Origin of the sequence: Bradyrhizobium sp. ORS 86 (genome assembly GCF_045571475.1) — a bacterium.
Classification (GTDB): Bacteria; Pseudomonadota; Alphaproteobacteria; order Rhizobiales; family Xanthobacteraceae; genus Bradyrhizobium.
Genome location: NZ_CP120699.1, coordinates 1,768,918 through 1,790,486 on the forward strand (window position 1 = coordinate 1,768,918; position 21,569 = coordinate 1,790,486).

The window sequence follows — 21,569 nt, forward strand, 5'->3', positions numbered from 1 at the left end:
TTGTTAGCGATGTCGATACAAGCCGAGACATTCAAGTCGCTGGTCAGAGCGGCCGCCGAGCAGGTCATCGCCAGCGCGCCGGAACTGACCAGCCTGGATCAGGCGATCGGCGATGGCGACCACGGCACCAACATGAAGCGCGGCTGGGAGGCTGTGCTCGGCAAGCTCGATACGATCTCGGCGCAGCCGCTCGACGAGGCGCTGAAGATGATCGGCAAGACGCTGGTGATGACGGTCGGCGGCGCCTCCGGGCCACTCTATGGCAGCTTGTTTCTGGCGGCTGGCGAAGCGCTCTCGCACGACAAGCATCTGCCCGAGGATCTCGCCGACGTCTTTGGCAGCGCGGTAAACGCGGTCAGCGCGCGCGGCCGCTCGCACGCCGGCGAGAAGACCATGCTCGACGTGCTCGTCCCGGTGCTGGAGACACTGAAGACTGCGGCCGGCCAGCCGGACCTGATCGAACGGGTTCGCGCTACCGCGAACGAGGCCGTCGAGCGGACCGCGCCGATGCTGGCGACCAAGGGGCGGGCCTCGTTCCTCGGAGCGCGCAGCATCGGACACGTCGATCCCGGCGCGCGGTCGAGCTGCGTTCTTGTGCAGGCGGTGTGCGCGAGCCTGGAGGCAAAGCAATGAGTGAAACCGTGGGCATCGTGATCGTCTCGCATTCACGGGACATCGCCAAGGGTACCGCCGACATGGTACGGCAGATGGTCGGCAGCGAGGTCAGGGTCGCTTTCTGCGGCGGCAATCCCGACGGCGGGCTCGGCACCAGCGTTCCCTCGATCATCGACGCCATCAATGATGCCTGGTCCGCCAAGGGTGTCGCGATCCTGGTCGATCTCGGTGGCGCCGAGACGAACAGCGAGATGGCCGTCGAAATGCTGGAGCCCGCGCGGCGCGATCACGTTGTCGTGTGCAACGCGCCGATCGTCGAGGGCGCCGTGATGGCGGCGACCGAGGCGGCGGGCGGCAGCACACTGGCCCAAGTGAAAGCCGTGGCCGAGGAACTCTCTGCCGACTGAGACGTCGGCGAAGCGATGATGGAATATGACGATGCTGGATAAAGCGGACGGACAGATCTTCAGCGGCAACGTGCGGCTGGTGCACGCGGTGGGAATGCATGCGCGCCCGGCGGTCAAGCTGACCAAGCTTGCTAAGAAGTTCCAAGCACAGATTTCTGTCCGGGTCGAAGGCGCGGCCGAGTGGATCAATGCCAAGAGCGTCGCCAAGATCATGGCGATGCGTGCGGCGCACGGCAGCACGATCGAGATCAAGGCGTCAGGCAGTGACGCGGAGGCGGCCGTTGCGGCAGTGGTCAAGCTGATCGAAACCGATTTCCCGGACGAGGTGTCGTAACATGCAGGGCGGCGCCGCAGCACTGGCCTACCGCGGCAAGACCGCCTCGATCGGCTTTGCCCACGGTCCGTTCGTCCGCGTCGGTGCGGATACGAGCGGCGAGCGGATAGCGGGTTCGCTGGTCGAGGAAGCGCTCGCGCTTCGCAAGGCCATCGACACTGCGAGCGGGCAGATCGCTGAGCTTGCCGCGATGGCCGGCGGCGAGGCCGCGCAGATTCTCGAATTTCAGGTCGCACTGCTCGAGGACGAGGATTTCATCGAAGGGATATTCGCGGCGATCGGCGGCGGCGATGCTGCAGACGTCGCGTGGCGTTCGGCGCTCGACGTGCAGATCGCGGACTACAATTCCGCCGAGGATGAATATCTGAAGGCGCGCTCCTCCGACCTCGCCGACCTGCGCGATCGTGTGATGACGATCCTGCGCGGCGGCGGCGCTCAGGTGCTGACGATTCCGAGCGGCGCCGTGGTGTGCGCCGACGACTTGCCGCCGTCGCGATTCCTGGAGATCGACTGGTCCGGTGGCGGAGGCCTCGCGCTGCTGCGCGGCAGTCCGACCAGCCACGTCGCAATGCTGGCGCGTGCGCGCGGCATTCCCATGGTGGTGCAGCTCGGCGCCGTGCCTGAACTCGGAGCTATCGCGCTGCTCGACGGGGAAGGTGCAACGCTCGAGCTCGATCCTAACGCCGAGCAGCTCCGCCTGTTCGAGAAACGGCGCGACATCCATCGCAAGAGCCGAGCCTCGGCCCGCGCGATCCTGCGGCGGCCGACGGCCTTGTGGCGCGGCGAGCGGATCAAGCTGTTCATCAATATTCAGCACGTCGACGATCTCGCGCATGCCGATGCGCAATATGCCGACGGCATCGGGCTGATGCGAACCGAGTTTCTGCTCACCGAGCGGGGCGGCCTGCCCGACGAGGAGGCCCAGTTCGCAGCCTATGATGCGGTCTTGCGTTGGGCCGGGCAGCGCCCGGTCACGATTCGCACCTTCGATGCCGGCGGCGACAAGCCGGTGCCGGGATTTACGATCGACGGCGAGGCCAATCCCTTCCTTGGCGTTCGCGGCTTGCGGCTGTGCCTGACGCGGCCCGAGATTTTTACCGTCCAGCTCCGCGCCTTGGCGCGTGCGGCCGTGCGTGGCAACCTCAAGGTCATGTTCCCGATGGTCACCTGCGCCGACGAGCTCGAGGCGGGGCGGAAGCTGTTCGCCGACACGGTGCAGCGCTTGCAGGCCGAGGGCATTGCCGCGATGCTTCCGGAGCTGGGAATCATGGTTGAGGTCCCGGCGGCGGCTCTGGCGGTCGACAGCTTCGAGGCCGCCTTCTTCTCAATCGGCTCGAACGATCTCGCGCAATATGTGCTGGCCTGCGATCGTTCCAATGGAGCTCTTGCCCCCTTGATGGATCCCCTGCATCCGGCCGTGCTCGAACTGATCGCGCGGACCGCGGAGCGCGGGCGGCGCGCCGGAATCAGCGTGAGCCTGTGCGGCGACATGGCGAGCGACCCGCGCTGCCTGCCTGCGCTGTTGAACTGCGGCATGCGCGAGCTGTCCGTGACCACGTCTGCGCTCGCGCAGATCAAGCAGACCATGGATCGGCTGAGCAGTGGAGGCAGCTTTGGCTGATACGGCGACCGATGAACCGGCTGAAGCCGGCGCTGTTGCGGTTTACAAGCGCATCTTCAAGGAGGTGCTGGAGAGCCGCCCGTCGGGCATGCGGCTTCGCCTTGCCCACGCCATGGGCAAGAACCGCAGCTTCGTCAGCCAGATCAGCAATCCGGCCTATCCGGTGCCGATCCCGGTGCAGCATCTCAGCACGATCTTCGACGTCTGCCACTTTCCGCCGCAAGCCAAGGCCGCCTTCCTGCGCGCCTACGCCCGCGCGCATCCGCGCCGGATCGGCCGGCTGACCGAAGGCTCGCATGAGCGAACCTTGACGCTGCATTTGCCGGAGCTCGGCAGTGCCAAGCGCAATGCCGAGCTGGATGCGCTGCTGCAGGAGTTCGCGCGGCGTCTCGTTGCCATCATGCGGGAAAAATAGCCGCGGGGCGCAAAGAGACGGAGAGGGGAGGAAAGAATGAAAAAATTCATCAATTCGGTCGACAACGTGCTTGCAGAAAGCCTCGATGGGTTCGCGGCCGCGCATGCTGAGCTCGTCACGCTCGGCGCGGAGCGGAAATTCATCCGGCGCCGCGAACTCAATCCGCGGAAGGTCGCGCTGGTCTCGGGCGGCGGCAGCGGACACGAGCCGCTGCATGCGGGCTTCGTCGGCTACGGCATGCTGGATGCGGCCTGTCCAGGCCAGGTGTTCACCTCGCCGACGCCAGACCAGATCGTCGAGGCCGAGCAGGCCGTCGCAGGCGATGCCGGCGTGCTGTTCATCGTGAAGAACTATGCGGGCGATCGCATGAACTTCGAGATGGCGGCCGAGATCGCCGACGGCCGCGTCGCCACCATCGTCACGGACGATGACGTCGCGGTCGAGAACTCCACGCACAGCATCGGGCGCCGCGGCGTCGCCGGCACGCTGGTCGTCGAGAAGATCGTCGGCGCCGCCGCCGAGAAGGGTCTCGACCTCGAGGGTTGCGTCGCACTCGGCGAGCGCGTCAATGCGCGAACCCGTTCGATGGGCGTGGCACTGACGAGCTGCACGGTGCCGGCCGCGGGCACGCCGACGTTTTCGCTTGGCGAGGACGAGATGGAGATCGGGGTCGGTATTCACGGTGAACCGGGACGTCGGCGCGTCAAGCTGGCGCGTGCCGACGCGATCGCGGACGAGATGACCACAGCCATCGTTCAGGATCTCGACGTGCGCGACGCGGCTGAGGCCCTCCTGCTCGTTAACGGATTTGGCGGGACGCCGACAATCGAGCTCTATCTGATGTACAACGCGGCGCGCCGCATGCTGGAGGCGCGCGGCCTGCGCATCGCACGCTCGTTGGTCGGCAGCTACGTCACTTCGCTCGATATGGCCGGATGCTCGCTGACCGTGAGCCTGCTCGATAGCGAGACCATTGCGCTCTGGGATCATCCCGTGCGCACGGCCGCATTGAAATGGTGACCGCTGCGATGCGCGGCTGCTGATTTTCAGATCGCGCCTTGCCGACGATCAGGATCGTACGCATGCATCGGAAGTGTGCCGGTTCACCCTCCCTGAAACTTGCCGTGTCCTTCGGGCACGGCATCTTTTTGTCTGGAGCATGCAGACGGAGCATGGCGAGCGACAGCGAGTGACCGGTCAGCGCGTGAAACTCTGGGCGTTGCCGGCGTCGACATTGATAATGTTGCCGGTCGATTTGGCCGACATGTCCGAAGCCAGGAAATAGACGGCCTCCGCGATGTCTTCCGGGAACACCGAGCGCTTGAGCATTGACCGCTTGCGATAGTGCTCTTCCAGCTCGTCCGGGTGCATCGAATAGGCGGCAGCACGCTGCTCTCGCCATTCGCCGGTCCATATCTTGGAGCCGCGCAGCACTGCGTCCGGATTTACCGTGTTCACTCGGATCTGATGCTCCGCGCCTTCGAGCGCCAGGCAGCGGGCGAGGTGAATTTCGGCTGCCTTCGCCGTACAATAGGCGGCGGCATTGGGCGAGGCGGCGAGCCCGTTTTTCGATGCGATGAAGACGATATTGCCGCCGATCTGCTGCTGTATGAAATAGCGGAACGCTTCGCGCGAGACCAGAAAATAGCCTTTCGTTAGGATATCGTGGTTGCGGTTCCACATGGAAAGCTTGGTGTCCACGATGGATGCGGACGATGAGATGCCGGCATTGGACACCACAATATCGATACCGCCGAACTCTACAACACTGGTGATGAAGGCAGCGGCGACGTCGTTTTCCTCGGTGACATCGAGCTTCACCGGCTGCACGCAATCCTTGCCATAGGCGGCGCCGAGTTCCTCGTTGGCCTTCGCGAGCGAGGCCTCGTCAATGTCCGCGATGATAACGCAGGCGCCTTCGCGCAGCAGCCGCGTGGCGGTCGCTCTGCCGATACCGCCGGAGCCGCCGGTGACGAGCGCGATGCGTCCTGCCAGCGATTTCGGCTTCGGCATGCGCTGCAGCTTGGCTTCCTCGAGCGACCAGTATTCGATGTCGAAAGCTTCCTGCTCGGGCAGGCCGACATAGGAGGAGACGGCCGAAGCGCCGCGCATGACATTGATCGCGTTCACGTAGAACTCGCTGGAAATGCGCGCCGTCGCCTTGTCGGCGGCGAAAGTGAACATGCCGACGCCGGGCATCAGATAAACCACGGGGTTTGGGTCGCGTATGGCTGGCGAAGCCGCGCGTTTGCATCTGTCGTAATAGGCCTGGTAGTCCGCGCGATAGACATCGACCGAATTGGAGAGGTGGGCAAGCACAGCGTCGACATCGGGTTTGGCCGGGTCGAACTCGATCACCAGTGGTCGAATCTTTGTGCGCAGGAAATGATCGGGGCACGACGTACCGAGGGCTGCCAGCGGCCGCAGGTTGTTGGAGTTGACGAACTCCAGAACAGCATCGGAATCGTCGAAATGGCCGATCTTGTAGTTTCCGCCCGATATCATGCCGCGAATCTTCGGCATCAATCTCGCGGCGATTTCACGCCGCTGTTCTGCGGGCAGCGATGCGACCGCCGCTCCGCCGAAGGCCGCCTTACGCTCGGTTTCGCCTTCGAACCACTGGATAGCTCGATTGATTGTCGCAATGGTCGTCTCGTAGCATTGCCTCGGCGTATCGCCCCAGGTGAAGAGCCCGTGACTTTCCAGCACGACGCCGTTGGCGTCGGGGTTCTCTCGGCAGAACTTTTCGAGCCAGAGGCCAAGCTCGAAGCCTGGCCGTTTCCATGGCAACCAGCCGATCCGGTTGCCGAAGATCCGCTGCGTAAGCATCCTGGAGTCCTTCGCCGCCGCGATGGCGATGATTGCGTCTGGATGCATATGGTCGACGAAGGGCTTTGGCACGAAGGCGTGCAAGGGCGTGTCGATGGAAGCCGCCCGGGGATTGAGATCGAAGGTACAGTGCGGCAGATAGGCGACCATCTCGTCTTCATGCTCGAGTCCTCGGTAGAGGCGTTTCAGCGCGCGCAGCCTATCCATGTACAGGGTGGCGAAACCGTCGCGTTTGATCGTGGCGCTGTCGCCGCCGGAGCCTTTGACCCACAGAACTTCGACTTGCTCGCCGGTCAGCGGATCCTTCTGCCAGATCTTCGATGAAGTATTGCCGCCTCCGTAATTGGTCACGCGTTTGTCGGATCCGAGGATGTTGGAGCGGTACACGAGCCGCTCGGGCTCGCTCATCGCCGCCGCCTTGGCGTCGTCCCAAAGGTTCGCGAGCCGGGCTGCAGCGTGTGTGTCTGACATGGAATTCTCCTGTGCGGCACGGACGATGGACGAAATCCATTCAGGGCAAACAGCGATAAAAGTCAATCATAAGGAGACGCAATTCAATCGTATTGCGGTGCATCATGATTGTCTTCAATCAAAATTGCTTGCGTTCTGTCCAATGGTGCGTAAGTTAGATCAAGACGCTGAAGCGCGGTGCCGGGAGGAAATTCATTGAACGATTTGGTCCGCCAGCGGCTGATCGTGGAATTGCTGCGCGATCGCCCGTTCGCGTCAGTGCGCGAATTGCAGGAGCGCCTCGGCGTTTCAGCGGCGACTGTCCGGCGCGATATCGACAAGATCGATGAATTGGGCAACGCGCGTAAGGTCTACGGCGGCGTCTCGGCGCTTGACGTGGCGTCGAAGGCGGGCACTGCTTTCGCGCGCCCCTATGACGAGAACCGCGACCTGGCGGTCGAAGCCAAACTGCAGATCGCCGAACTCGCGGCCACGATGGTGCAGGACGGCGAAACTGTCATCGTCAACGGTGGCTCGACCTGCTTCCACCTCGGCGTGAAGCTCGCCGACCGCAACATCCGCCTCTTCACCAATTCGATGCCGTTGGCCGGCTATCTCGGCGACCACGGGCGCTGCAGCCTGACAGTGGCGGGAGGCGATCTGCACCGCGAGCCGCGGGTGATCTATTCGCCGCACCATGTACCGCAGTTCTACGCGTCGAAATATTTCGTCGGTGCCCAGGGCATCGCGGCCGAGGGCCTGCTGGAGTCGCACCCGCTGATGGTGCGCTCGATCGTCGAGCTCAGCCAAAACGCAGACCAGATCATCGTGCTGGCCGACAGCCGGAAATTCTCAATCCATGCGCGCAATGTCTCATTGCCGCTGTCACGCGTCGGCACTGTGATCACGGATGAGGCATTGAGCGACGCAGCCGCCCGCATGCTGGAGAATGCCGGAGTGAACGTGCGCATAGCGCGAGCGACGGGACAGGATGGCTGACATGCCCAGCGCCAGGCCGACGTCCAAGCCCATGCTGGACATGCGCGATATCAGCAAGACGTTCGGCCCGGTGCAGGCGCTCAAGAGCGTTTCCCTGACCGCATTTCCCGGCGAGCTGCATGCGCTGATGGGTGAGAACGGCGCGGGCAAGTCGACCTTGATGAAGGTGTTGTCGGGGGCCTATCGGCCGGATTCGGGCGGCGAGATCCTTATCGACGGAAAGCTGGTTGCGACCGGAGATCCGATCAAGGCGCGGGCGAATGGCATCGCCGTGATCTATCAGGAGCTGTCGCTGGCGCCCAACCTCACCGTCGCGCAGAACATTTTCCTCGGCAACGAGCCCCGGCGGTTCGGCATCGTGGATGTCGGCAAGATCATGGCGCGCGCCGAAACGATCCTCGATCGCCTCGGCGTCTCGTTTTCGCCGCGTACCAAGGTAGCGCGGCTGTCACTCGGCGAGCGGCAGTTGGTCGAGATCGCGCGCGCGTTGTCGACCGATGCGCGGATCATCGTGCTGGATGAGCCGACCACATCTCTCACGTCGCGCGAAACCGACCGTCTGTTCGAGGTCATTGCCGGCCTGAAGGCGCAAGGCATCGCCATCATCTATATCAGTCATCGGATGGAGGAGGTATACGAACTCGCTGACCGCGTCAGTGTGCTCCGCGACGGCGGTTTTGTCGGCACGCTGGAGCGCAGCGAGCTCAGCGCCTCGCGTCTGGTGTCGATGATGGTCGGGCGCGACCTGTCGGCTTTCTACAAGAAGGATCATCGCCCGCCCGGCGCGCGTCGCCCGGTCGCTCTGGCGGTGCGAGGCATATGCGACGGCGTGCTGGTGCGGGACTGTTCCTTCGATTTGCATGAAGGCGAGGTTCTCGCGCTGTCGGGACTTGTCGGCTCGGGACGCACGGAACTGGCGCGGCTGATCTTTGGCGCCGATCGCAAAACGGCGGGTTCATTGCAACTCGACGGCAAGCCGATCGACATTTCCTCGCCCGCAGCGGCGCTGAACGCGGGGATCACCTATCTGACCGAAGACCGCAAAGAGCTCGGCGTCTTCCTCGACATGTCGGTCGCGGACAACGTCAACATGAGTGTGTTGTCGCGCGACGCGAGCCGTTTCGGCTGGCGCGACTATGCGATCGGGGACAGACGGGCCGTGCAGGCGGTATCGGATCTGTCCATCCGCACCAAGTCGACCAAGGTGAATGTCGGCTCGCTGTCTGGCGGCAACCAGCAGAAGGTGCTTCTCGCCCGCCTGCTTGAAACGAAGCCGAAGGTCGTCATCCTGGACGAGCCGACGCGCGGCGTCGATGTCGGCGCCAAGTCCGAAATCTATCGGATCATCGACGACCTCGCCAAGAACGGTATCGCGATCCTGATGATCTCCAGCGAGCTGCCTGAAGTCATCGGCGTCGCCGACCGGGCGCTGGTGATGCGTGACGGCGCGATCGTCGGCGAGGTGGCTGTCTGCGAGGGCAAGCCGATCAGTCAGGAAGCGATCATGGAGCTCGCGACCGGAGCATCGGGAACATGAGCAATAAAGCGACAACATCGACCGCTCGGGCGGCGGCTCTGCGACAGATGCGCTTCCAGACGGCTTTTGCCGCCTTGGGCATGCTGCCGATCCTGGTGTTGCTGGCTGTCGGCTTTCAGCTCGTCAATCCACGCTTCATGACAGATACCAACTTGTTGATCGTCATGCAGCAGTCGTCGATCAACATCGTGCTGGCGGCCGGCATGACCTTTGTCATCCTCACCGGCGGCATCGATCTGTCGGTCGGATCCGTGCTGGCGGCCTCGGCCATGGTCGCCGTCATCGTCTCCCTGATGCCTGATATCGGCCTGCTCGGCGTGCCGGCTGCCATCCTGGCCGGCCTCTGCTTCGGTCTCGTCAACGGGCTCCTCGTCGCCTATGTCAAGCTGCCGCCCTTCATCGTCACCCTGGGCTCGCTCACGGCCGTGCGCGGCATTGCGCGCCTGCTTGGTAACGACACCACCGTCTTCAATGCCTCTCTGCCTTTCGATGTCCTGGGTAACGGCGCGTTCCTCGGCATCCCCTGGCTCGTCATCATCGCGCTCACGGTTGTTGTCATCTCGTGGCTCGTACTCACGCGCACCGTGCTCGGAACCTGGATCTATGCAGTCGGCGGCAACGCCGAGGCCGCGCGGCTCACTGGCATCAAGGTGCCGTTGGTTCTGCTCTTCGTCTATGGCGTCTCCGGCCTGCTGGCAGGCCTCGGTGGCGCGTTGTCGGCAGCCCGGCTCTACGCCGCCAACGGGCTTCAACTCGGCCAGTCCTACGAACTCGACGCCATCGCCGCGGTGATTCTCGGCGGCACCAGCTTTGTCGGTGGCGTCGGCTCGATCTGGGGCACGCTGGTCGGCGGCCTGATCATTGCCGTGCTGTCCAACGGCCTCATCCTCGCCGGGATCTCCGACATCTGGCAGTACATCATCAAGGGATTGGTCATCATCGTCGCGGTTGCTCTGGACCGCTACCGGCTCCAGGCGGCGGGAGCACGGACATGATCGACCTCAATGCGCCGGCCTCTCGTGTCCCGCTGAGCAAGTTGCGTTCTCGGCCAACTCCGCGAAGCGACCCTCGTCAGGCTTTACACAACGCACCGCGACAGGTGCGGCACCATCGGAGGAAACCAAATGAAGTTCGTCACCAGACTGCTCTGCGCCACCGCCATGGCGTCGATCGCGCTTGCCCCTGCATCCGCCAAGGAACTCAATAAGGTCGGTATCTCGGTCGGCTTGCTCGGCAATCCGTTCTTCGTCGCCACTATCAAGGGCATTGAGGACGCCGCCAAGAAGATCAATCCGAAAGTCCAGGTCACGTCCGTGTCCGCCGACTATGACCTCAACAAGCAGGTCTCGCAGGTCGACAGCTTCATCGCCGCTGGTGTCGATGTGATCATGCTGAACGCCGTTGATGCGAAGGCGATTGCGCCCGCGGTCAAGAAGGCGCAAGCGGCCGGAATTGTCGTCGCCGCATTCGACGTGTCGGCGCCCGGCGCCGACGTCACGGTGATGACCAACAACATCAAGGCGGGCGAGGAGGCCTGCCAGTATCTGGTCGACCGAACGGGCGGCAAGGGCAACTACATCATCATCAACGGCCCGGCCTCGTCGTCCATTCTCGACCGCGTGCAGGGCTGCAAGAAGTTGCTGACCAAGTATCCTGACATCAAGATCCTGTCGGACGACCAGAACGCGGAAGGCTCGCGTGACGGTGGTCTGAAGGTCTTTCAGGCCCTGCTGACCCGCTTCGACAAAATCGATGCGGTCTTCGCCATCAACGATCCGACGGCGATCGGCGCGCAGCTTGCCGCTCGCCAGCTAAACCGCAAGGAGTTCATCATCACGGCGGTCGACGGCGCGCCCGATATCGAGAAGGAGTTCGCCAGCGGCAAGTCGCTGATCAAGGCATCGGCCTCGCAGGATCCGTATGTCATGGCCGGACAGTCGCTCAACATGGCGGCGGAGGTCCTTGCCGGCAAGAAGCCGGCCGAGCCAACCGTTCTGCTCGATCCGAAACTGATCACGGCCGAAAACCTCAAGGACTATAAAGGCTGGACCGCAGCCCGCTAACACGCCTCGACGGGCCCGGCCGCGCCACGGCGGCCGGGCGTTCTGACCTCAACGGGAAGCAGCACCATGGCTCATGTGGGCATTCATTCCTTCGTCTGGTCGGCTAGCTCGGATCAGGTCGCGCTGGATCGCACCCTGGAGAACACCAAAGAGGCGGGTTTCGATCTGATCGAATTCTCCTATCTCGATCCGGCCAATGTCGACATCGATCGGCTGGCCAAGCGGATCGCATCGCTCGGACTTGGCGTCGCGACCAGCATCGGGCTGCCGGCGGACGGTGATATTTCCAGTGCCGATAAGGATGTTGCCGCGCGCGGCGTCGCCATTCTCGATCGGATGGTCGCGCTAACGCGGGATATCGGCGGCGGCACGCTTGCCGGTATCCTGCAGACAAGCCACGGCCTGCAGACCGACGTGCCGACGACGGACGGATGGAATCGCAGCGCCCATACGCTGGCGGGCGTCGCAGAACGAGCCAAGAGGGCCGGTGTTTCGCTGAACGTGGAGTTGGTTAATCGATTCGAATGCAACCTGCTCAACACCGCGGCCCAGGGCCTCGCCTATATCGAGACCTCGGGTTCGGACAACATCTTCCTGCATCTTGACACCTTCCACATGAATATCGAGGAGGCCGATGTGGCGCTCGCGATACGGCATGCCAGGGACAAGATCGGCTATTTCCACATTGGCGAAAGCCATCGTGGCTATCTCGGGACCGGCAGCATTGACTGGCCGTCGGTGTTCGATGCCCTCATCGACATCGGCTATTCAAAGGACATCACCTTCGAATCCTTCTCCTCGAAGATCGTGGATCAGAACCTGTCGCGCAAGACGGCGATCTGGCGCAACCTCTGGTCCGACAACAGGGATCTTGCCGCGCATGCGCGGCGTTTCATCGACGTCGGCCTGGAAACGGCACGTCGGAAGCACGCGCTCGTCAAAGCGGAACACCGGCCGTGACGACACCTGCATCGCAAAGCGGTTCGCTTGCCGTATTCGATCTCGGGAAGACAAACTCCAAGCTGTTTGTCTTTTCGGAGGACGGCGCCGTTATGGACGAGCGGCGCAGCAGGCCGGTTTGGGGCTCCCACAAGGGGAGAGCGGTGCTGGACGAGCAGCACCTCTTCCACTGGATGAGTCAGGAGTTGTCAGATGTGGTGGCAAGGCACGACGTGACCGGGCTCATGATCTCTGCTCACGGCTGCACCTTCGCGCTGGTGCGTGGGGACACGGGATTGCTGCATCCAATTCTCGATTACGAGCAGGAGATTCCCGACGCAATTGCCGCAAAGGTCGCGCCGATCCTGCCCGCCTTTTCCGAAACCTACACACCGCATCTGCCGTTGGGGTTTTGCATCGCACGCCACATCTTCTGGCTCGCGGAAGAGGAGCCGCATGCCTTCGCCGAAACCCAGTCGATCCTGTGCTACCCGCAATACTGGGTCTGGCGATTCACAGGCCGGCATGTCTCCGAGTATTCCTATCTCGGTGCGCATAACCAGCTCTGGGCGCCGCTGAAGCGCGATTACAGCTCGCTGGTCGACCGTCTGGGGTGGCGCTCCAGGTTCCCGGCAATCGTTCCTTCCGGCGCCATCGTTGGCCAGACGACCGTGCGCCTCGATGAGGGCTCGACGAAGGTCATCAACGTTCACAATGGAGTTCATGATTCCAATTCGGCGCTCGCCTACTACCGGATGACCGGGCTCGAACATTTCACGATCGTCTCGACCGGAACCTGGGTCATCATCATCAATCTCGATTGTCCGCTGAACGCGCTCGACGAAGAGCGCGACATGCTGTCCAACGTGACGGTCGACGGTGAGCCGGCGCCGTCACTGCGCTTCATGGGCGGCCGTGAGTACGACCTGATCAGCGGCGGCTGGACAAGGCCGATCGGTCAGGCCGCGGTTGAGGCAGTGATGGCGCGCGGCGTGTTCGCACTGCCGTCATGGGCTGCCGGGGGGCCGTTCCCAGAGATCAGGGGTGAAATCGTCGGCGGCGATGTCGCGGGCGAGGAGCGCGCCGCCGTCGCCGCGCTCTATGTCGTGATGATGACCGATTTGTCGCTCGACTTGATTCGCTCGACCAACAAGGTGGTGGTCGATGGCGGCCTAGCGAAGATCGACCTCTACACCTCCATGCTGGCGCAGCTCCGCCTCGGGCAGGCGGTGGTCCGCAGCACCATGAGCGAGGGATCCGCCACGGGCGCCGCTGCACTAGCCTTCAAGGCGCGAGGTTTGTTTCCGTTCAAGGACGAGACCGTGCCTGTCGCTGCGAGCTGCATCGCAGGGCTCGAGGCCTACCGCGACCGGTGGCGCGAGCTTGCGCGTGCGGCGCGGGCAAGGGCGCGCCGCGCTGCGGGACTGGAGTAAGCGGAATGGCTGATACGCCCGCCTTCGTGACATTGAGTGGCATTTCCAAGGCTTTTGCCGGTGTGAAGGTGCTTAAGGATGTCAGCTTCGACGTGCGCCCGGGCGAGGTACACGCGCTGCTCGGCGAGAACGGCGCGGGCAAGTCGACGCTGATCAAGATTCTGTCGGGCCTCTACACGCCCGATACCGGCACGATGATCATCGACGGCAAGAGCGTGAAGTTCACGTCGCCCCGCGACGCGACGGCCGCGGGTATCGCGACCGTCTATCAGGAGCTGCTGCTCTTTCCCGAGCTTTCGGTGGCTGAGAACGTGTTTCTCGGCAACTACCCGCGCACGTCGATCGGCATCATCGATTGGGCCGAGGTGCGTTCGCGCACGCGTGAGCTGCTCGATTCACTCGACACCCACGATCTCGATGTCGATGCCAAAGTGCTGTCGCTATCCGTCGCCCAGCGCCAGCGCGTGGAGATCGCCAAGGCGCTGTCGAAAAACGCGCGGGTGCTGATCATGGACGAGCCGACAGCTTCCCTCGTCGAGGCCGATGTGCGCCGGCTCATGGATATCGTACGCCAGTTGCGCGTCCGCGGTGTCGGCATCATTTACGTGAGCCACCGCATATCCGAGATCTTTGCCTTGGCCGACCGTGTCACGGTGCTGCGCGACGGAGCCTTCGTGGCGACCAGGGATATCGGCGACGTCGACGAAGCCGGGCTGGTTTCGCTCATGGTTGGCCGTTCGATCGAGAGTCTGTTCCCCAAGCTCGACGTTTCCATCGGCGAAACGGTGCTGGAAGTGAAGGACCTCAATCATGGCCGGCATGTCCGCGACATCTCGTTCGCGCTGCGCAAGGGCGAGATTCTCGGCGTGGCCGGCCTTGTCGGTTCGGGCCGGACGGAGCTGGCACTCACACTCTTCGGCATGACGCCGGCGACGTCCGGGGAGATCCTGCTTGACGGCAGGCCGGTGTCGATTGGATCGCCAGTACAGGCGCGCGATCTCGGTATCGCCTATGTGCCCGAAGACCGCGGTTTGCAGGGATTGGTCAAGCCGATGGCGGTGCGCAAGAATGTGACCATGGCGACTCTCGAGGAGGTATCGAGCGGCATCTTCCTGAAGGCGCGTGAAGAGGCCTCGCGTGCCTTGGCCGCGGTCAAACGGCTCGGCATTCGGTGTCGGACGATCGACCAGCCCGTTGGGCAGCTTTCGGGCGGCAACCAGCAGAAAGTCGTGATTGCCAAATGGCTGCAGACGAACCCGCGCATCCTCATTCTCGATGAGCCGACCCGCGGCGTCGACGTCGGGGCGAAGTCGGAGATCCATTCGGTCATGGGCGAGCTCGTCAAGCAGGGCGTGGCCATCCTGATGATCTCCAGCGAACTGCCTGAAGTGCTCGGCATGAGCGACCGGGTGCTGGTGATGAGCGACGGAAGGATCACGGATGTGCTCGACCGCGCCGAGGCGACACCTGAGCGCGTCGGGGCCGCGATGACGGCACGGAAGCCGGCGGAGGCAGCGTGATGGCCGTGACCGGAGTTGAGCTGTCGTCTGCCCGCCCGCAGCGAAAGCCGCGCCTCGGCGGCCTGAAACGCCTGATGTCGGACTATGGACAGGAGGTCGTGGTGTTCGCTGCGATCATCGCTCTGTTCGTGGTCGTCACATTGATCAATCCGCGCTTCATAAGCGCCAACAACCTGACCTCGATCTTCGCCGGCAACGCCTATATCGCGGTGGCCGCGATCGGCATGTCGATGGTCATCGTCACCGGCAACATCGATGTTTCCGTCGGCGCGCTGATTGGCGTGCTGGCGACGATCTCGGGGACGCTCGCGGTCGCCGGCTATCCGGTCTGGGTGGCATGGTTCGTCCCCGTGCTGGTCGGCATGGCGATCAACGCGGTCATCGGCGTGCTCGTCGCCTACGCCAAGATCCCCTCGATCGTGGTGACGCTGGGGGCATTGTCCATCCTGCGTGGCGGCCTCATCAGCGTCACCGGCGGGACCTGGATATCCAACCTGCCGCCGGACTTCCTGATCGCGCAGAAGAGGCTCCTTGGCATTCCGGTGCCGCTGGTCGCGATGGTGGTGCTGACGCTCGCGGCTGCAGCTTGGATGCGCTATTTCGCCTTCGGGCGATCGCTCTATGCGCTCGGCGGGAATCCCGAGGCCGCGGTGGCCAGCGGCATACCGGCCGAACGGCGCACCGTAGCGGTGTTCATCATCCACGGTTTCTTTGCAGGGCTCGCGACGATCCTCTTCGCCACACAGCTTCAGGTGATCCAGTCCACCGTGCCGCCGAACCTGGAGCTGACCATCATCACGGCTGCGGTCATCGGAGGCGCCTCGATCCTGGGCGGCAGCGGAACGGTCGTCGGTTCTACACTGGCGGCGATCCTGTTCGCGACGATCGGATCGGCGCTGATTTTCACCAATGTCTCGGCTTATTGGCTGCGCGCGGTCATCGGCCTGCTCATCCTGGTGACCGTGCTGGCCGACATGCTGCGCCGCCGTCGCAGCGCGTAAGGAGGGGCGATGACGCTTCGATCCTTCATCCGCCACGAGACCTTGCTGGCACTGCTGCTGGTGCTGGTGCTGGCCGTCTTGTCCTTTCAGTCGGACAAGTTCTTCACGATACAGAACCTGCTGAATCAGGGTCGTCTGATGACCGAGACAGGTCTGATCGCGATCACCATGACCTTCATCATCGCGACAGGCGGTATCGATCTCTCGGTGGGCTCGATCCTTGGCCTCTCGGCGATCCTGACGGGCGTGTTCTGGCACAACGTCGGTCTGCCTTTGCCCTTGACCGCCGTCGCAGCGATCGCTGTCGGCACTCTCGCCGGCCTGGTCAACGGGATCATTATCACGCGCTTCAAGGTGCCGCCGCTAATCGCGACGCTGGCAACGCTGGCGCTCTATCACGGTCTGGCAGAGGGCATCAGCCAGGCGCGTTCGGTGCGCGGCTACCCCGAATGGTTCTGCGTGCTGGGTCAGGGACAAGTTCTCGGCGTGCCGACACAGCTTTGGATCCTGCTTCTGGCCGCGATCACGGCTTCCATTGTCCTTACCTACACGCGCTGCGGCCGAACCGTGTATGTCATCGGATTCAACGAGATTGCGGCACGATTTTCCGGTCTCTCCGTCGAGGGGACGAAGCTTGCCCTGTACACCGCGTCCGGTTTCACCGCGGCGGTAGCGGCGGTGATTTTCGTGTCGCGCGTCTCGACGACTCGCTCGGACATGGGCACCGGCATCGAGCTCGACGCCATCACCGCGGTCGTCCTTGGTGGCACGTCGATCTTTGGCGGGCGGGGCACCGTTCTCGGTACGGTCATCGGGCTCTGCCTGGTCCAGGCGCTCAAGAATGGTCTATCGCTCGCCGGCGTCAAAGGCGACGGCACGATCATGCTGATCGGCGTCGTACTGATCCTGGCGATCCTGGTCAGCAACCTTTTCGAGAGAAGCGGCGCTCGATAGCTCGGAGAACGTCGTTGCTCATTGCCGCGCGAAGTGACCGGACAACACTGGAGGAAACAATGGGTAGAACTCTTCTGTCTGCGCTGTTGGCGCTATCGTTATCGACCGGCCTCAGTCATGCCGCTTCGCCTTGGACCGGCGGCGACGACCTGCCGACCAATCCGCTGGCTTGCGATGCGACACCGGCGAAGGCCGAGCCGAAGCCGTATGACGGTGGTCAGCCGAGCAAGGCCCCTGACCGAAAGGGCAAGACGTTGAACGTCGTCGATGTGCCGAAACTGGTCGGGATCGGCTACTTCAACGCGACGTCCAAGGGCATTGCGGACGCGGCCAAGGAAATGGGCACGATGAAGGCCAAGACCGACGGTCCGAGCAAGGCCAACATCGACGACCAGATCACGCTGATCGACAACTACATTACCAGCGGCGTCGACGGCATCCTTTTTGCCGCGAACGATCCGGTGGCGATCTCGCCCGTCCTCAAGAAGGCGCTGCGCGCGGGCATCAACGTCGTCGGTTACGACGCCAACTCCGAGCCAAGTGCACGGCAGTGGTTCGTCAACCAGGCCGAGTTCAACGGCATCGCCAAGACGATGGTGGACTCGATGGCCGCCGGGATCGGTGAGGAGGGGGCTTTCGCCATCGTGACCTCCACCTTCACCACACCTAACCAGGCGCGCTGGATTGCCGAAATGGCCGCGTATCAGCAGAAATGCCACCCTAAGATGAAGTGGCTGGAAACGGTTGAAGCACAGGAAGACAACATCCTGTCCTTCAACCAGTCCAATACGCTCATCAACAAGTATGGCGACGAATTGAAGGGCATCTTCGGCATGACGTCCGTCGCGACTCCAGCCGCCGCCGATGCGGTGACGCAAGCGAAGAAGTGCGGCCAGGTCACCGTCGTCGGCCTGGCGACTCCGAATGCGATGAAACCCTATGTTTCGTCCGGCTGCGTAAAGTCGGTGGTGCTGTGGAATCCGGTCGATCTCGGCTATGCGGCAGCCTATGTGCTGCGCGCCGTGGCTGACGGTACCCTGCAGCCAGGCGCGACCTCGGTGAAGGCCGGCAAACTGGGTGACCTCAAGGTCATCAATGGCTCGGAAATTCTGCTCGGCTCGCCGACAGTTTTCAACAAGGACAACATCAATAACTTCGACTTCTGATCGAAAGTCGGGAGGCGCATGGTGCGCCTCCCCGCAACGATCGCACGACGGCCGCCGAGGCGGCGTACTGGCATATCGATGACTCAATCCATGAAGCCTTTGGACTGGCGCACGGAACTTCAGGCGTTGCGCGACTTTTCCGCGCTCATCGGCGCCGACTCGCTGCTGACCCAGGCCGCCGGCGGCAACACCTCGCTCAAGGACGGCGATACGCTCTGGATCAAGGCATCGGGCACGTGGCTCGCGCATGCGAGGGAGCGCGACATCATGGTTCCGGTGCGAATGGCGCCACTGCTTGATGCCGTTGCGAACGCGCAACCGGAGGCCGAACAGGCCCAGTTGTTTACCCTCTCCGATCAAAGTCCTTCCGGCCTGCGCCCATCCATCGAGACCACAGTTCATGCCCTGATGCCGCAGCGTGTCGTCGCGCACGTCCATTGCGTCGACACCATCGCTCTGGCGGTCCGTGAGGACGCGATGCCGATCCTGCAGGACCGGTTGCGCGGATTGAACTGGGCCTATGTGCCGTACAGGCGGCCGGGACTGCCTCTGGCGCTCGGTATCGCCGAACACCGGCAGCGGCGTCCCGATGTCATCGTCCTCGGCAATCACGGACTGGTGGTTGCGGCAGAAACCGTCGCTGATACGGCAGCTCTGCTGTCGCGCGTGAAGCGGTTGCTGACGCAGGATGCGCGCCTGGCGCCGGCCGGTGATGCCGAGGCGCTGTCGAAGCTGGCGGGCGACAACTACTGGCTTCCGGCAAGCGATGTCGCCCATGCTGTCGCGATGGATGCGGCTAGCGCGGCGATGGCGGTCGGGGGGAGCCTCTATCCTGATCACGTTATTTTTCTGGGCGTCGGTTCCGTTGCGGCTGGGGTCGGCGAGACTGCGGATGATGTTGCCGTTCGTCTCGGGACAGCGCCGGTAGAGATTCTCTTTCCCGGCAAAGGGGTGCTGATGCGCCGGGATGCGACGCCCGCAGCGGATGCGATGGCGAGGTGTCTCGCCGACGTCATCGCGCGCGTGCCCGAAGGTGCCCCTCTGCGCTATCTGACCAACGAGGAGAACCTTGAGCTGACGAACTGGGACGCCGAAAAATATCGGCAGAAGCTCGACGCCATGGTTCCCTCGGCGACCAGGGGCATCTTCTGATGTCCGCGATTGTCATCGGCATCGACATCGGTACGTCAGGTGCGCGTGCCGTTGCCTTGGATGCCGCAAGCACGATTGTCGCCCAAGCGACGGCTTCCTTGTCTGATTTCGGTGCGGATCCTTGCGATCCGAACATCTGGTGGGCAGCCGTCGCGCGCAGCATCCAGGGCTGCGTAAGGTCGATCGGCGGCAGCAAGGTCCGCGCCATGGCCGTTGATGGCACGTCTGGCACGGTGCTCCCCGTCGATGCGATGGGCCGGCCGCTCGCCGCGCCGTTGATGTACAATGAGAAGGTCGCGGACGCCGGCCTGCTGGCTCGCATCGCACCGCTGATGCCGCCGGAGAGCGCGGCGCACGGCCCCACATCCGGCTTGGCGAAGATGCTGTTCTTTCAGCGCGTCCCCGGCGTTGCTAAGCTCCTGCATCAGGCGGACTGGATTGTCGGAAGGTTATCCGGCCATTTCGACGTGACCGACGAAAACAACGCGTTGAAGTCCGGCTACGATCCGGTCGCCGGCAACTGGCCGGAATGGATTGTCGGCACCGGGCTGAAGCCGGAATTTCTGCCGCAGGTCCTTGCACCGGGCGCGGTGATCGGATCGATCTTGCCCGCGGTGGCGGCCGAATTCGGGCTGCCGTCGGACGTTTGCATTGTCGCCGGCACGACGGATGGTTGCGCGTCGTTTTTGGCGACAGGTGCAAGCACGCCTGGCGACGGCGTGAGCGCGCTTGGCTCCTCGCTCACCCTCAAGCTGCTCTCGACTGCGCCAATCTTCGCTCCTGAGTTTGGTATCTATAGCCACCATATCCTCGGCATGTGGCTTGCGGGTGGAGCGTCCAACACAGGAGGCAGGGTGTTGGCACATTTCTTCGATCCGGACACCCTGCGGCGCCTGTCGGCAACCATCGATCCGTCTCGGCCGAGTGGCCTCGATTACTATCCTCTGCTTTCGCCCGGCGAACGATTTCCGATCATGGATCCATCGTTGCCGCCGCGCCTTGAGCCACGTCCCCCGCAAGCAGACGAATTTCTCAAGGGCCTGCTCGAAGGCATCGCCGCCATCGAGCAACTCGGTTATCAACGCCTTGAGGAACTCGGCGCGCCAAAACTGAAATCCGTGCGCAGCGTCGGTGGCGGTTCGGCCAATCCGCAATGGACTTGCATTCGTCAACGCATGCTGGGCGTGCCGTTTCCGACGGCGGTGTCGGGAGAGGCTGCGGCCGGAACAGCGCGGCTCGCGCTTGCGGGCGCGCGCAACGCCGGGCTTCTCTAATGCATAACGTTCGAATCCCCCGGGGCATTCAGGACCTCGTCGACCTGTTCGACTGCTTTATCGTGGACCAATTCGGTGTGCTGCATGATGGCACGCGGCCCTATCCCGGCGCAGTCGACGCGCTCGTCATGCTGAAACAGGCCGGCAAGACGATCCTGGTGCTGTCGAATTCCGGACGCCGGTCCGGTCCCAACGAACAGCGGCTGCTGGGGTTCGGTTTCCAGAACGGTAGCTGGGACTATTTCCTGTCGTCGGGCGAGGTGGCCTGGAAACGACTCGATCGGATGCTGAGGGAACGGAGCGCTGCGCAGCCGCTGAAATGCCTCCTCATGGCGCGAGGGGGCGATCGTTCCGCGGTGGAGGGGTTACCGCTCGAGATCGTGGAATCGGGAGCGGAAGCCGACATCGTGCTCCTGTCCGGCAGCATGGGCGATCATTTCGATATGGATCACTACCGCCGCCTGCTGGAGCCGGCGGCTGCCCGCAACGTGACGTGCATTTGTACAAATCCCGACAAGATCATGCTGACGCAGGTCGGGCCGCGCTTCGGCGCGGGACGGATCGCCGAGGTCTATGCCGAGATGGGGGCTCCCGTGACATGGATAGGCAAGCCGTTTCCGGAGATCTACGAGGCTGCCGTCGAGATGCTCGGGCGTCCGCTTGCGGCCCGCACGGCCTGCGTCGGCGACAGCATCGAGCACGACATTGCCGGTGGGCAGAGAGCCGGCCTGCCGACAGTGCTTGTCGGCACGGGCATCCTCGGCATGCTGACCGGCGCGGAAAAGGCCGAACTGCTTCGACAGCACGGCGCGGCGCCGGACTATTTTCTCCCGGCATTCGTTTGGTGAGGTGGACCGGAG

At 63.4% G+C, this 21,569-nt stretch carries 20 protein-coding genes and 1 pseudogene; 20 read left to right on the forward strand and 1 reads right to left on the reverse strand.

Going from position 1 to position 21,569, the window contains the following annotated elements; translation table 11 throughout:
- The first annotated feature begins 9 nt into the window (after positions 1–9).
- Genes dhaL through dhaK form a run of 6 tightly spaced genes read left to right on the forward strand, consistent with a single transcriptional unit; the run spans position 10 to position 4,412 of the window.
- Positions 10–633 carry a dihydroxyacetone kinase subunit DhaL gene (gene dhaL, locus P6U25_RS08130; RefSeq protein ID WP_407150978.1) on the forward strand — a complete coding sequence of 208 codons (624 nt, stop codon included), beginning with the start codon at positions 10–12 and terminating at the stop codon, positions 631–633.
- On the forward strand, positions 630–1,022 hold the full coding sequence (gene dhaM, locus P6U25_RS08135) for a dihydroxyacetone kinase phosphoryl donor subunit DhaM (RefSeq protein ID WP_407150979.1): 393 nt from the start codon (positions 630–632) through the stop codon (positions 1,020–1,022). Before dhaL ends, dhaM begins: the two co-directional genes overlap by 4 nt.
- Before the next feature lie 25 nt (positions 1,023–1,047).
- Complete coding sequence (locus tag P6U25_RS08140; protein ID WP_407150980.1) at positions 1,048–1,356, forward strand: HPr family phosphocarrier protein; 309 nt, start codon at positions 1,048–1,050, stop codon at positions 1,354–1,356.
- Position 1,357: 1 nt separating this feature from the next.
- On the forward strand, positions 1,358–2,977 hold the full coding sequence (gene ptsP / locus P6U25_RS08145; RefSeq protein WP_407150981.1) for a phosphoenolpyruvate--protein phosphotransferase: 1,620 nt from the start codon (positions 1,358–1,360) through the stop codon (positions 2,975–2,977).
- Positions 2,970–3,392: a hypothetical protein gene (locus P6U25_RS08150; RefSeq protein ID WP_407150982.1), complete on the forward strand. Its 423-nt coding sequence runs from the start codon at positions 2,970–2,972 to the stop codon at positions 3,390–3,392. The genes ptsP and P6U25_RS08150 overlap by 8 nt, the downstream gene beginning before the upstream one ends.
- 36 nt (positions 3,393–3,428) lie before the next feature.
- On the forward strand, positions 3,429–4,412 hold the full coding sequence (gene dhaK / locus P6U25_RS08155; RefSeq protein WP_407150983.1) for a dihydroxyacetone kinase subunit DhaK: 984 nt from the start codon (positions 3,429–3,431) through the stop codon (positions 4,410–4,412).
- A 177-nt stretch (positions 4,413–4,589) separates the two neighbouring features.
- Here dhaK and P6U25_RS08160 read toward each other — a convergent pair whose 3' ends face one another.
- A complete protein-coding gene (locus P6U25_RS08160) occupies positions 4,590–6,692 on the reverse strand; it encodes a bifunctional rhamnulose-1-phosphate aldolase/short-chain dehydrogenase (RefSeq protein ID WP_407150984.1) in 2,103 nt (700 codons plus the stop codon).
- Between the two features lie 195 nt (positions 6,693–6,887).
- Between P6U25_RS08160 and P6U25_RS08165 the strand changes: the two genes are divergently transcribed.
- The 14 genes and pseudogenes from P6U25_RS08165 to P6U25_RS08230 all read left to right on the forward strand — a co-directional run bounded on the left by P6U25_RS08165 (position 6,888) and on the right by P6U25_RS08230 (position 21,557).
- A complete protein-coding gene (locus P6U25_RS08165) occupies positions 6,888–7,670 on the forward strand; it encodes a DeoR/GlpR family DNA-binding transcription regulator (RefSeq protein WP_407150985.1) in 783 nt (260 codons plus the stop codon).
- Between the two features lie 91 nt (positions 7,671–7,761).
- Positions 7,762–8,142 (forward strand): annotated as a pseudogene (locus tag P6U25_RS08170) (ATP-binding cassette domain-containing protein); the annotation flags it as partial.
- 15 nt (positions 8,143–8,157) lie between these two features.
- On the forward strand, positions 8,158–9,207 hold the full coding sequence (locus P6U25_RS08175; RefSeq protein ID WP_407152462.1) for a sugar ABC transporter ATP-binding protein: 1,050 nt from the start codon (positions 8,158–8,160) through the stop codon (positions 9,205–9,207).
- Complete coding sequence (locus P6U25_RS08180) at positions 9,204–10,202, forward strand: ABC transporter permease subunit (RefSeq protein ID WP_407150986.1); 999 nt, start codon at positions 9,204–9,206, stop codon at positions 10,200–10,202. The genes P6U25_RS08175 and P6U25_RS08180 overlap by 4 nt, the downstream gene beginning before the upstream one ends.
- A gap of 129 nt (positions 10,203–10,331) precedes the next feature.
- Positions 10,332–11,270, forward strand: coding sequence for an ABC transporter substrate-binding protein (locus P6U25_RS08185; RefSeq protein WP_407150987.1), 939 nt, complete (start codon positions 10,332–10,334; stop codon positions 11,268–11,270).
- Between the two features lie 66 nt (positions 11,271–11,336).
- Positions 11,337–12,230 (forward strand): sugar phosphate isomerase/epimerase family protein, encoded by an 894-nt coding sequence (locus P6U25_RS08190; protein ID WP_407150988.1) that lies wholly within the window; start codon positions 11,337–11,339, stop codon positions 12,228–12,230.
- On the forward strand, positions 12,227–13,642 hold the full coding sequence (locus P6U25_RS08195) for an FGGY-family carbohydrate kinase (RefSeq protein WP_407150989.1): 1,416 nt from the start codon (positions 12,227–12,229) through the stop codon (positions 13,640–13,642). The genes P6U25_RS08190 and P6U25_RS08195 overlap by 4 nt, the downstream gene beginning before the upstream one ends.
- 5 nt (positions 13,643–13,647) lie before the next feature.
- A complete protein-coding gene (locus tag P6U25_RS08200) occupies positions 13,648–15,162 on the forward strand; it encodes a sugar ABC transporter ATP-binding protein (protein WP_407150990.1) in 1,515 nt (504 codons plus the stop codon).
- Positions 15,162–16,163, forward strand: a complete 1,002-nt coding sequence (locus P6U25_RS08205; RefSeq protein WP_407150991.1) for an ABC transporter permease — start codon at positions 15,162–15,164, stop codon at positions 16,161–16,163. Before P6U25_RS08200 ends, P6U25_RS08205 begins: the two co-directional genes overlap by 1 nt.
- Positions 16,164–16,223: 60 nt before the next feature.
- A complete protein-coding gene (locus P6U25_RS08210; RefSeq protein ID WP_407150992.1) occupies positions 16,224–17,117 on the forward strand; it encodes an ABC transporter permease in 894 nt (297 codons plus the stop codon).
- A gap of 59 nt (positions 17,118–17,176) precedes the next feature.
- Positions 17,177–18,283, forward strand: coding sequence for a substrate-binding domain-containing protein (locus tag P6U25_RS08215; RefSeq protein ID WP_407150993.1), 1,107 nt, complete (start codon positions 17,177–17,179; stop codon positions 18,281–18,283).
- 90 nt (positions 18,284–18,373) lie between these two features.
- Positions 18,374–19,435: a class II aldolase/adducin family protein gene (locus P6U25_RS08220; protein WP_407150994.1), complete on the forward strand. Its 1,062-nt coding sequence runs from the start codon at positions 18,374–18,376 to the stop codon at positions 19,433–19,435.
- Positions 19,435–20,709 (forward strand): FGGY-family carbohydrate kinase, encoded by a 1,275-nt coding sequence (locus P6U25_RS08225; protein WP_407150995.1) that lies wholly within the window; start codon positions 19,435–19,437, stop codon positions 20,707–20,709. The genes P6U25_RS08220 and P6U25_RS08225 overlap by 1 nt, the downstream gene beginning before the upstream one ends.
- Complete coding sequence (locus tag P6U25_RS08230) at positions 20,709–21,557, forward strand: TIGR01459 family HAD-type hydrolase (RefSeq protein ID WP_407150996.1); 849 nt, start codon at positions 20,709–20,711, stop codon at positions 21,555–21,557. The genes P6U25_RS08225 and P6U25_RS08230 overlap by 1 nt, the downstream gene beginning before the upstream one ends.
- The last annotated feature ends 12 nt before the right edge of the window (positions 21,558–21,569 follow it).

Excerpts from the sequence above, each read along its gene's own strand:
- dhaL (WP_407150978.1), top strand. The coding sequence starts at position 10 with ATGTCGATACAAGCCGAGACATTCAAGTCGCTGGTCAGAGCGGCCGCC.
- dhaM (WP_407150979.1), top strand. The coding sequence starts at position 630 with ATGAGTGAAACCGTGGGCATCGTGATCGTCTCGCATTCACGGGACATC.
- P6U25_RS08140 (WP_407150980.1), top strand. The coding sequence starts at position 1,048 with ATGACGATGCTGGATAAAGCGGACGGACAGATCTTCAGCGGCAACGTG.
- ptsP (WP_407150981.1), top strand. The coding sequence starts at position 1,358 with ATGCAGGGCGGCGCCGCAGCACTGGCCTACCGCGGCAAGACCGCCTCG.
- dhaK (WP_407150983.1), top strand. The coding sequence starts at position 3,429 with ATGAAAAAATTCATCAATTCGGTCGACAACGTGCTTGCAGAAAGCCTC.
- P6U25_RS08160 (WP_407150984.1), bottom strand. The coding sequence starts at position 6,692 with ATGTCAGACACACACGCTGCAGCCCGGCTCGCGAACCTTTGGGACGAC.
- P6U25_RS08180 (WP_407150986.1), top strand. The coding sequence starts at position 9,204 with ATGAGCAATAAAGCGACAACATCGACCGCTCGGGCGGCGGCTCTGCGA.
- P6U25_RS08185 (WP_407150987.1), top strand. The coding sequence starts at position 10,332 with ATGAAGTTCGTCACCAGACTGCTCTGCGCCACCGCCATGGCGTCGATC.
- P6U25_RS08190 (WP_407150988.1), top strand. The coding sequence starts at position 11,337 with ATGGCTCATGTGGGCATTCATTCCTTCGTCTGGTCGGCTAGCTCGGAT.
- P6U25_RS08200 (WP_407150990.1), top strand. The coding sequence starts at position 13,648 with ATGGCTGATACGCCCGCCTTCGTGACATTGAGTGGCATTTCCAAGGCT.
- P6U25_RS08205 (WP_407150991.1), top strand. The coding sequence starts at position 15,162 with ATGGCCGTGACCGGAGTTGAGCTGTCGTCTGCCCGCCCGCAGCGAAAG.
- P6U25_RS08215 (WP_407150993.1), top strand. The coding sequence starts at position 17,177 with ATGGGTAGAACTCTTCTGTCTGCGCTGTTGGCGCTATCGTTATCGACC.
- P6U25_RS08220 (WP_407150994.1), top strand. The coding sequence starts at position 18,374 with ATGAAGCCTTTGGACTGGCGCACGGAACTTCAGGCGTTGCGCGACTTT.
- P6U25_RS08225 (WP_407150995.1), top strand. The coding sequence starts at position 19,435 with ATGTCCGCGATTGTCATCGGCATCGACATCGGTACGTCAGGTGCGCGT.
- P6U25_RS08230 (WP_407150996.1), top strand. The coding sequence starts at position 20,709 with ATGCATAACGTTCGAATCCCCCGGGGCATTCAGGACCTCGTCGACCTG.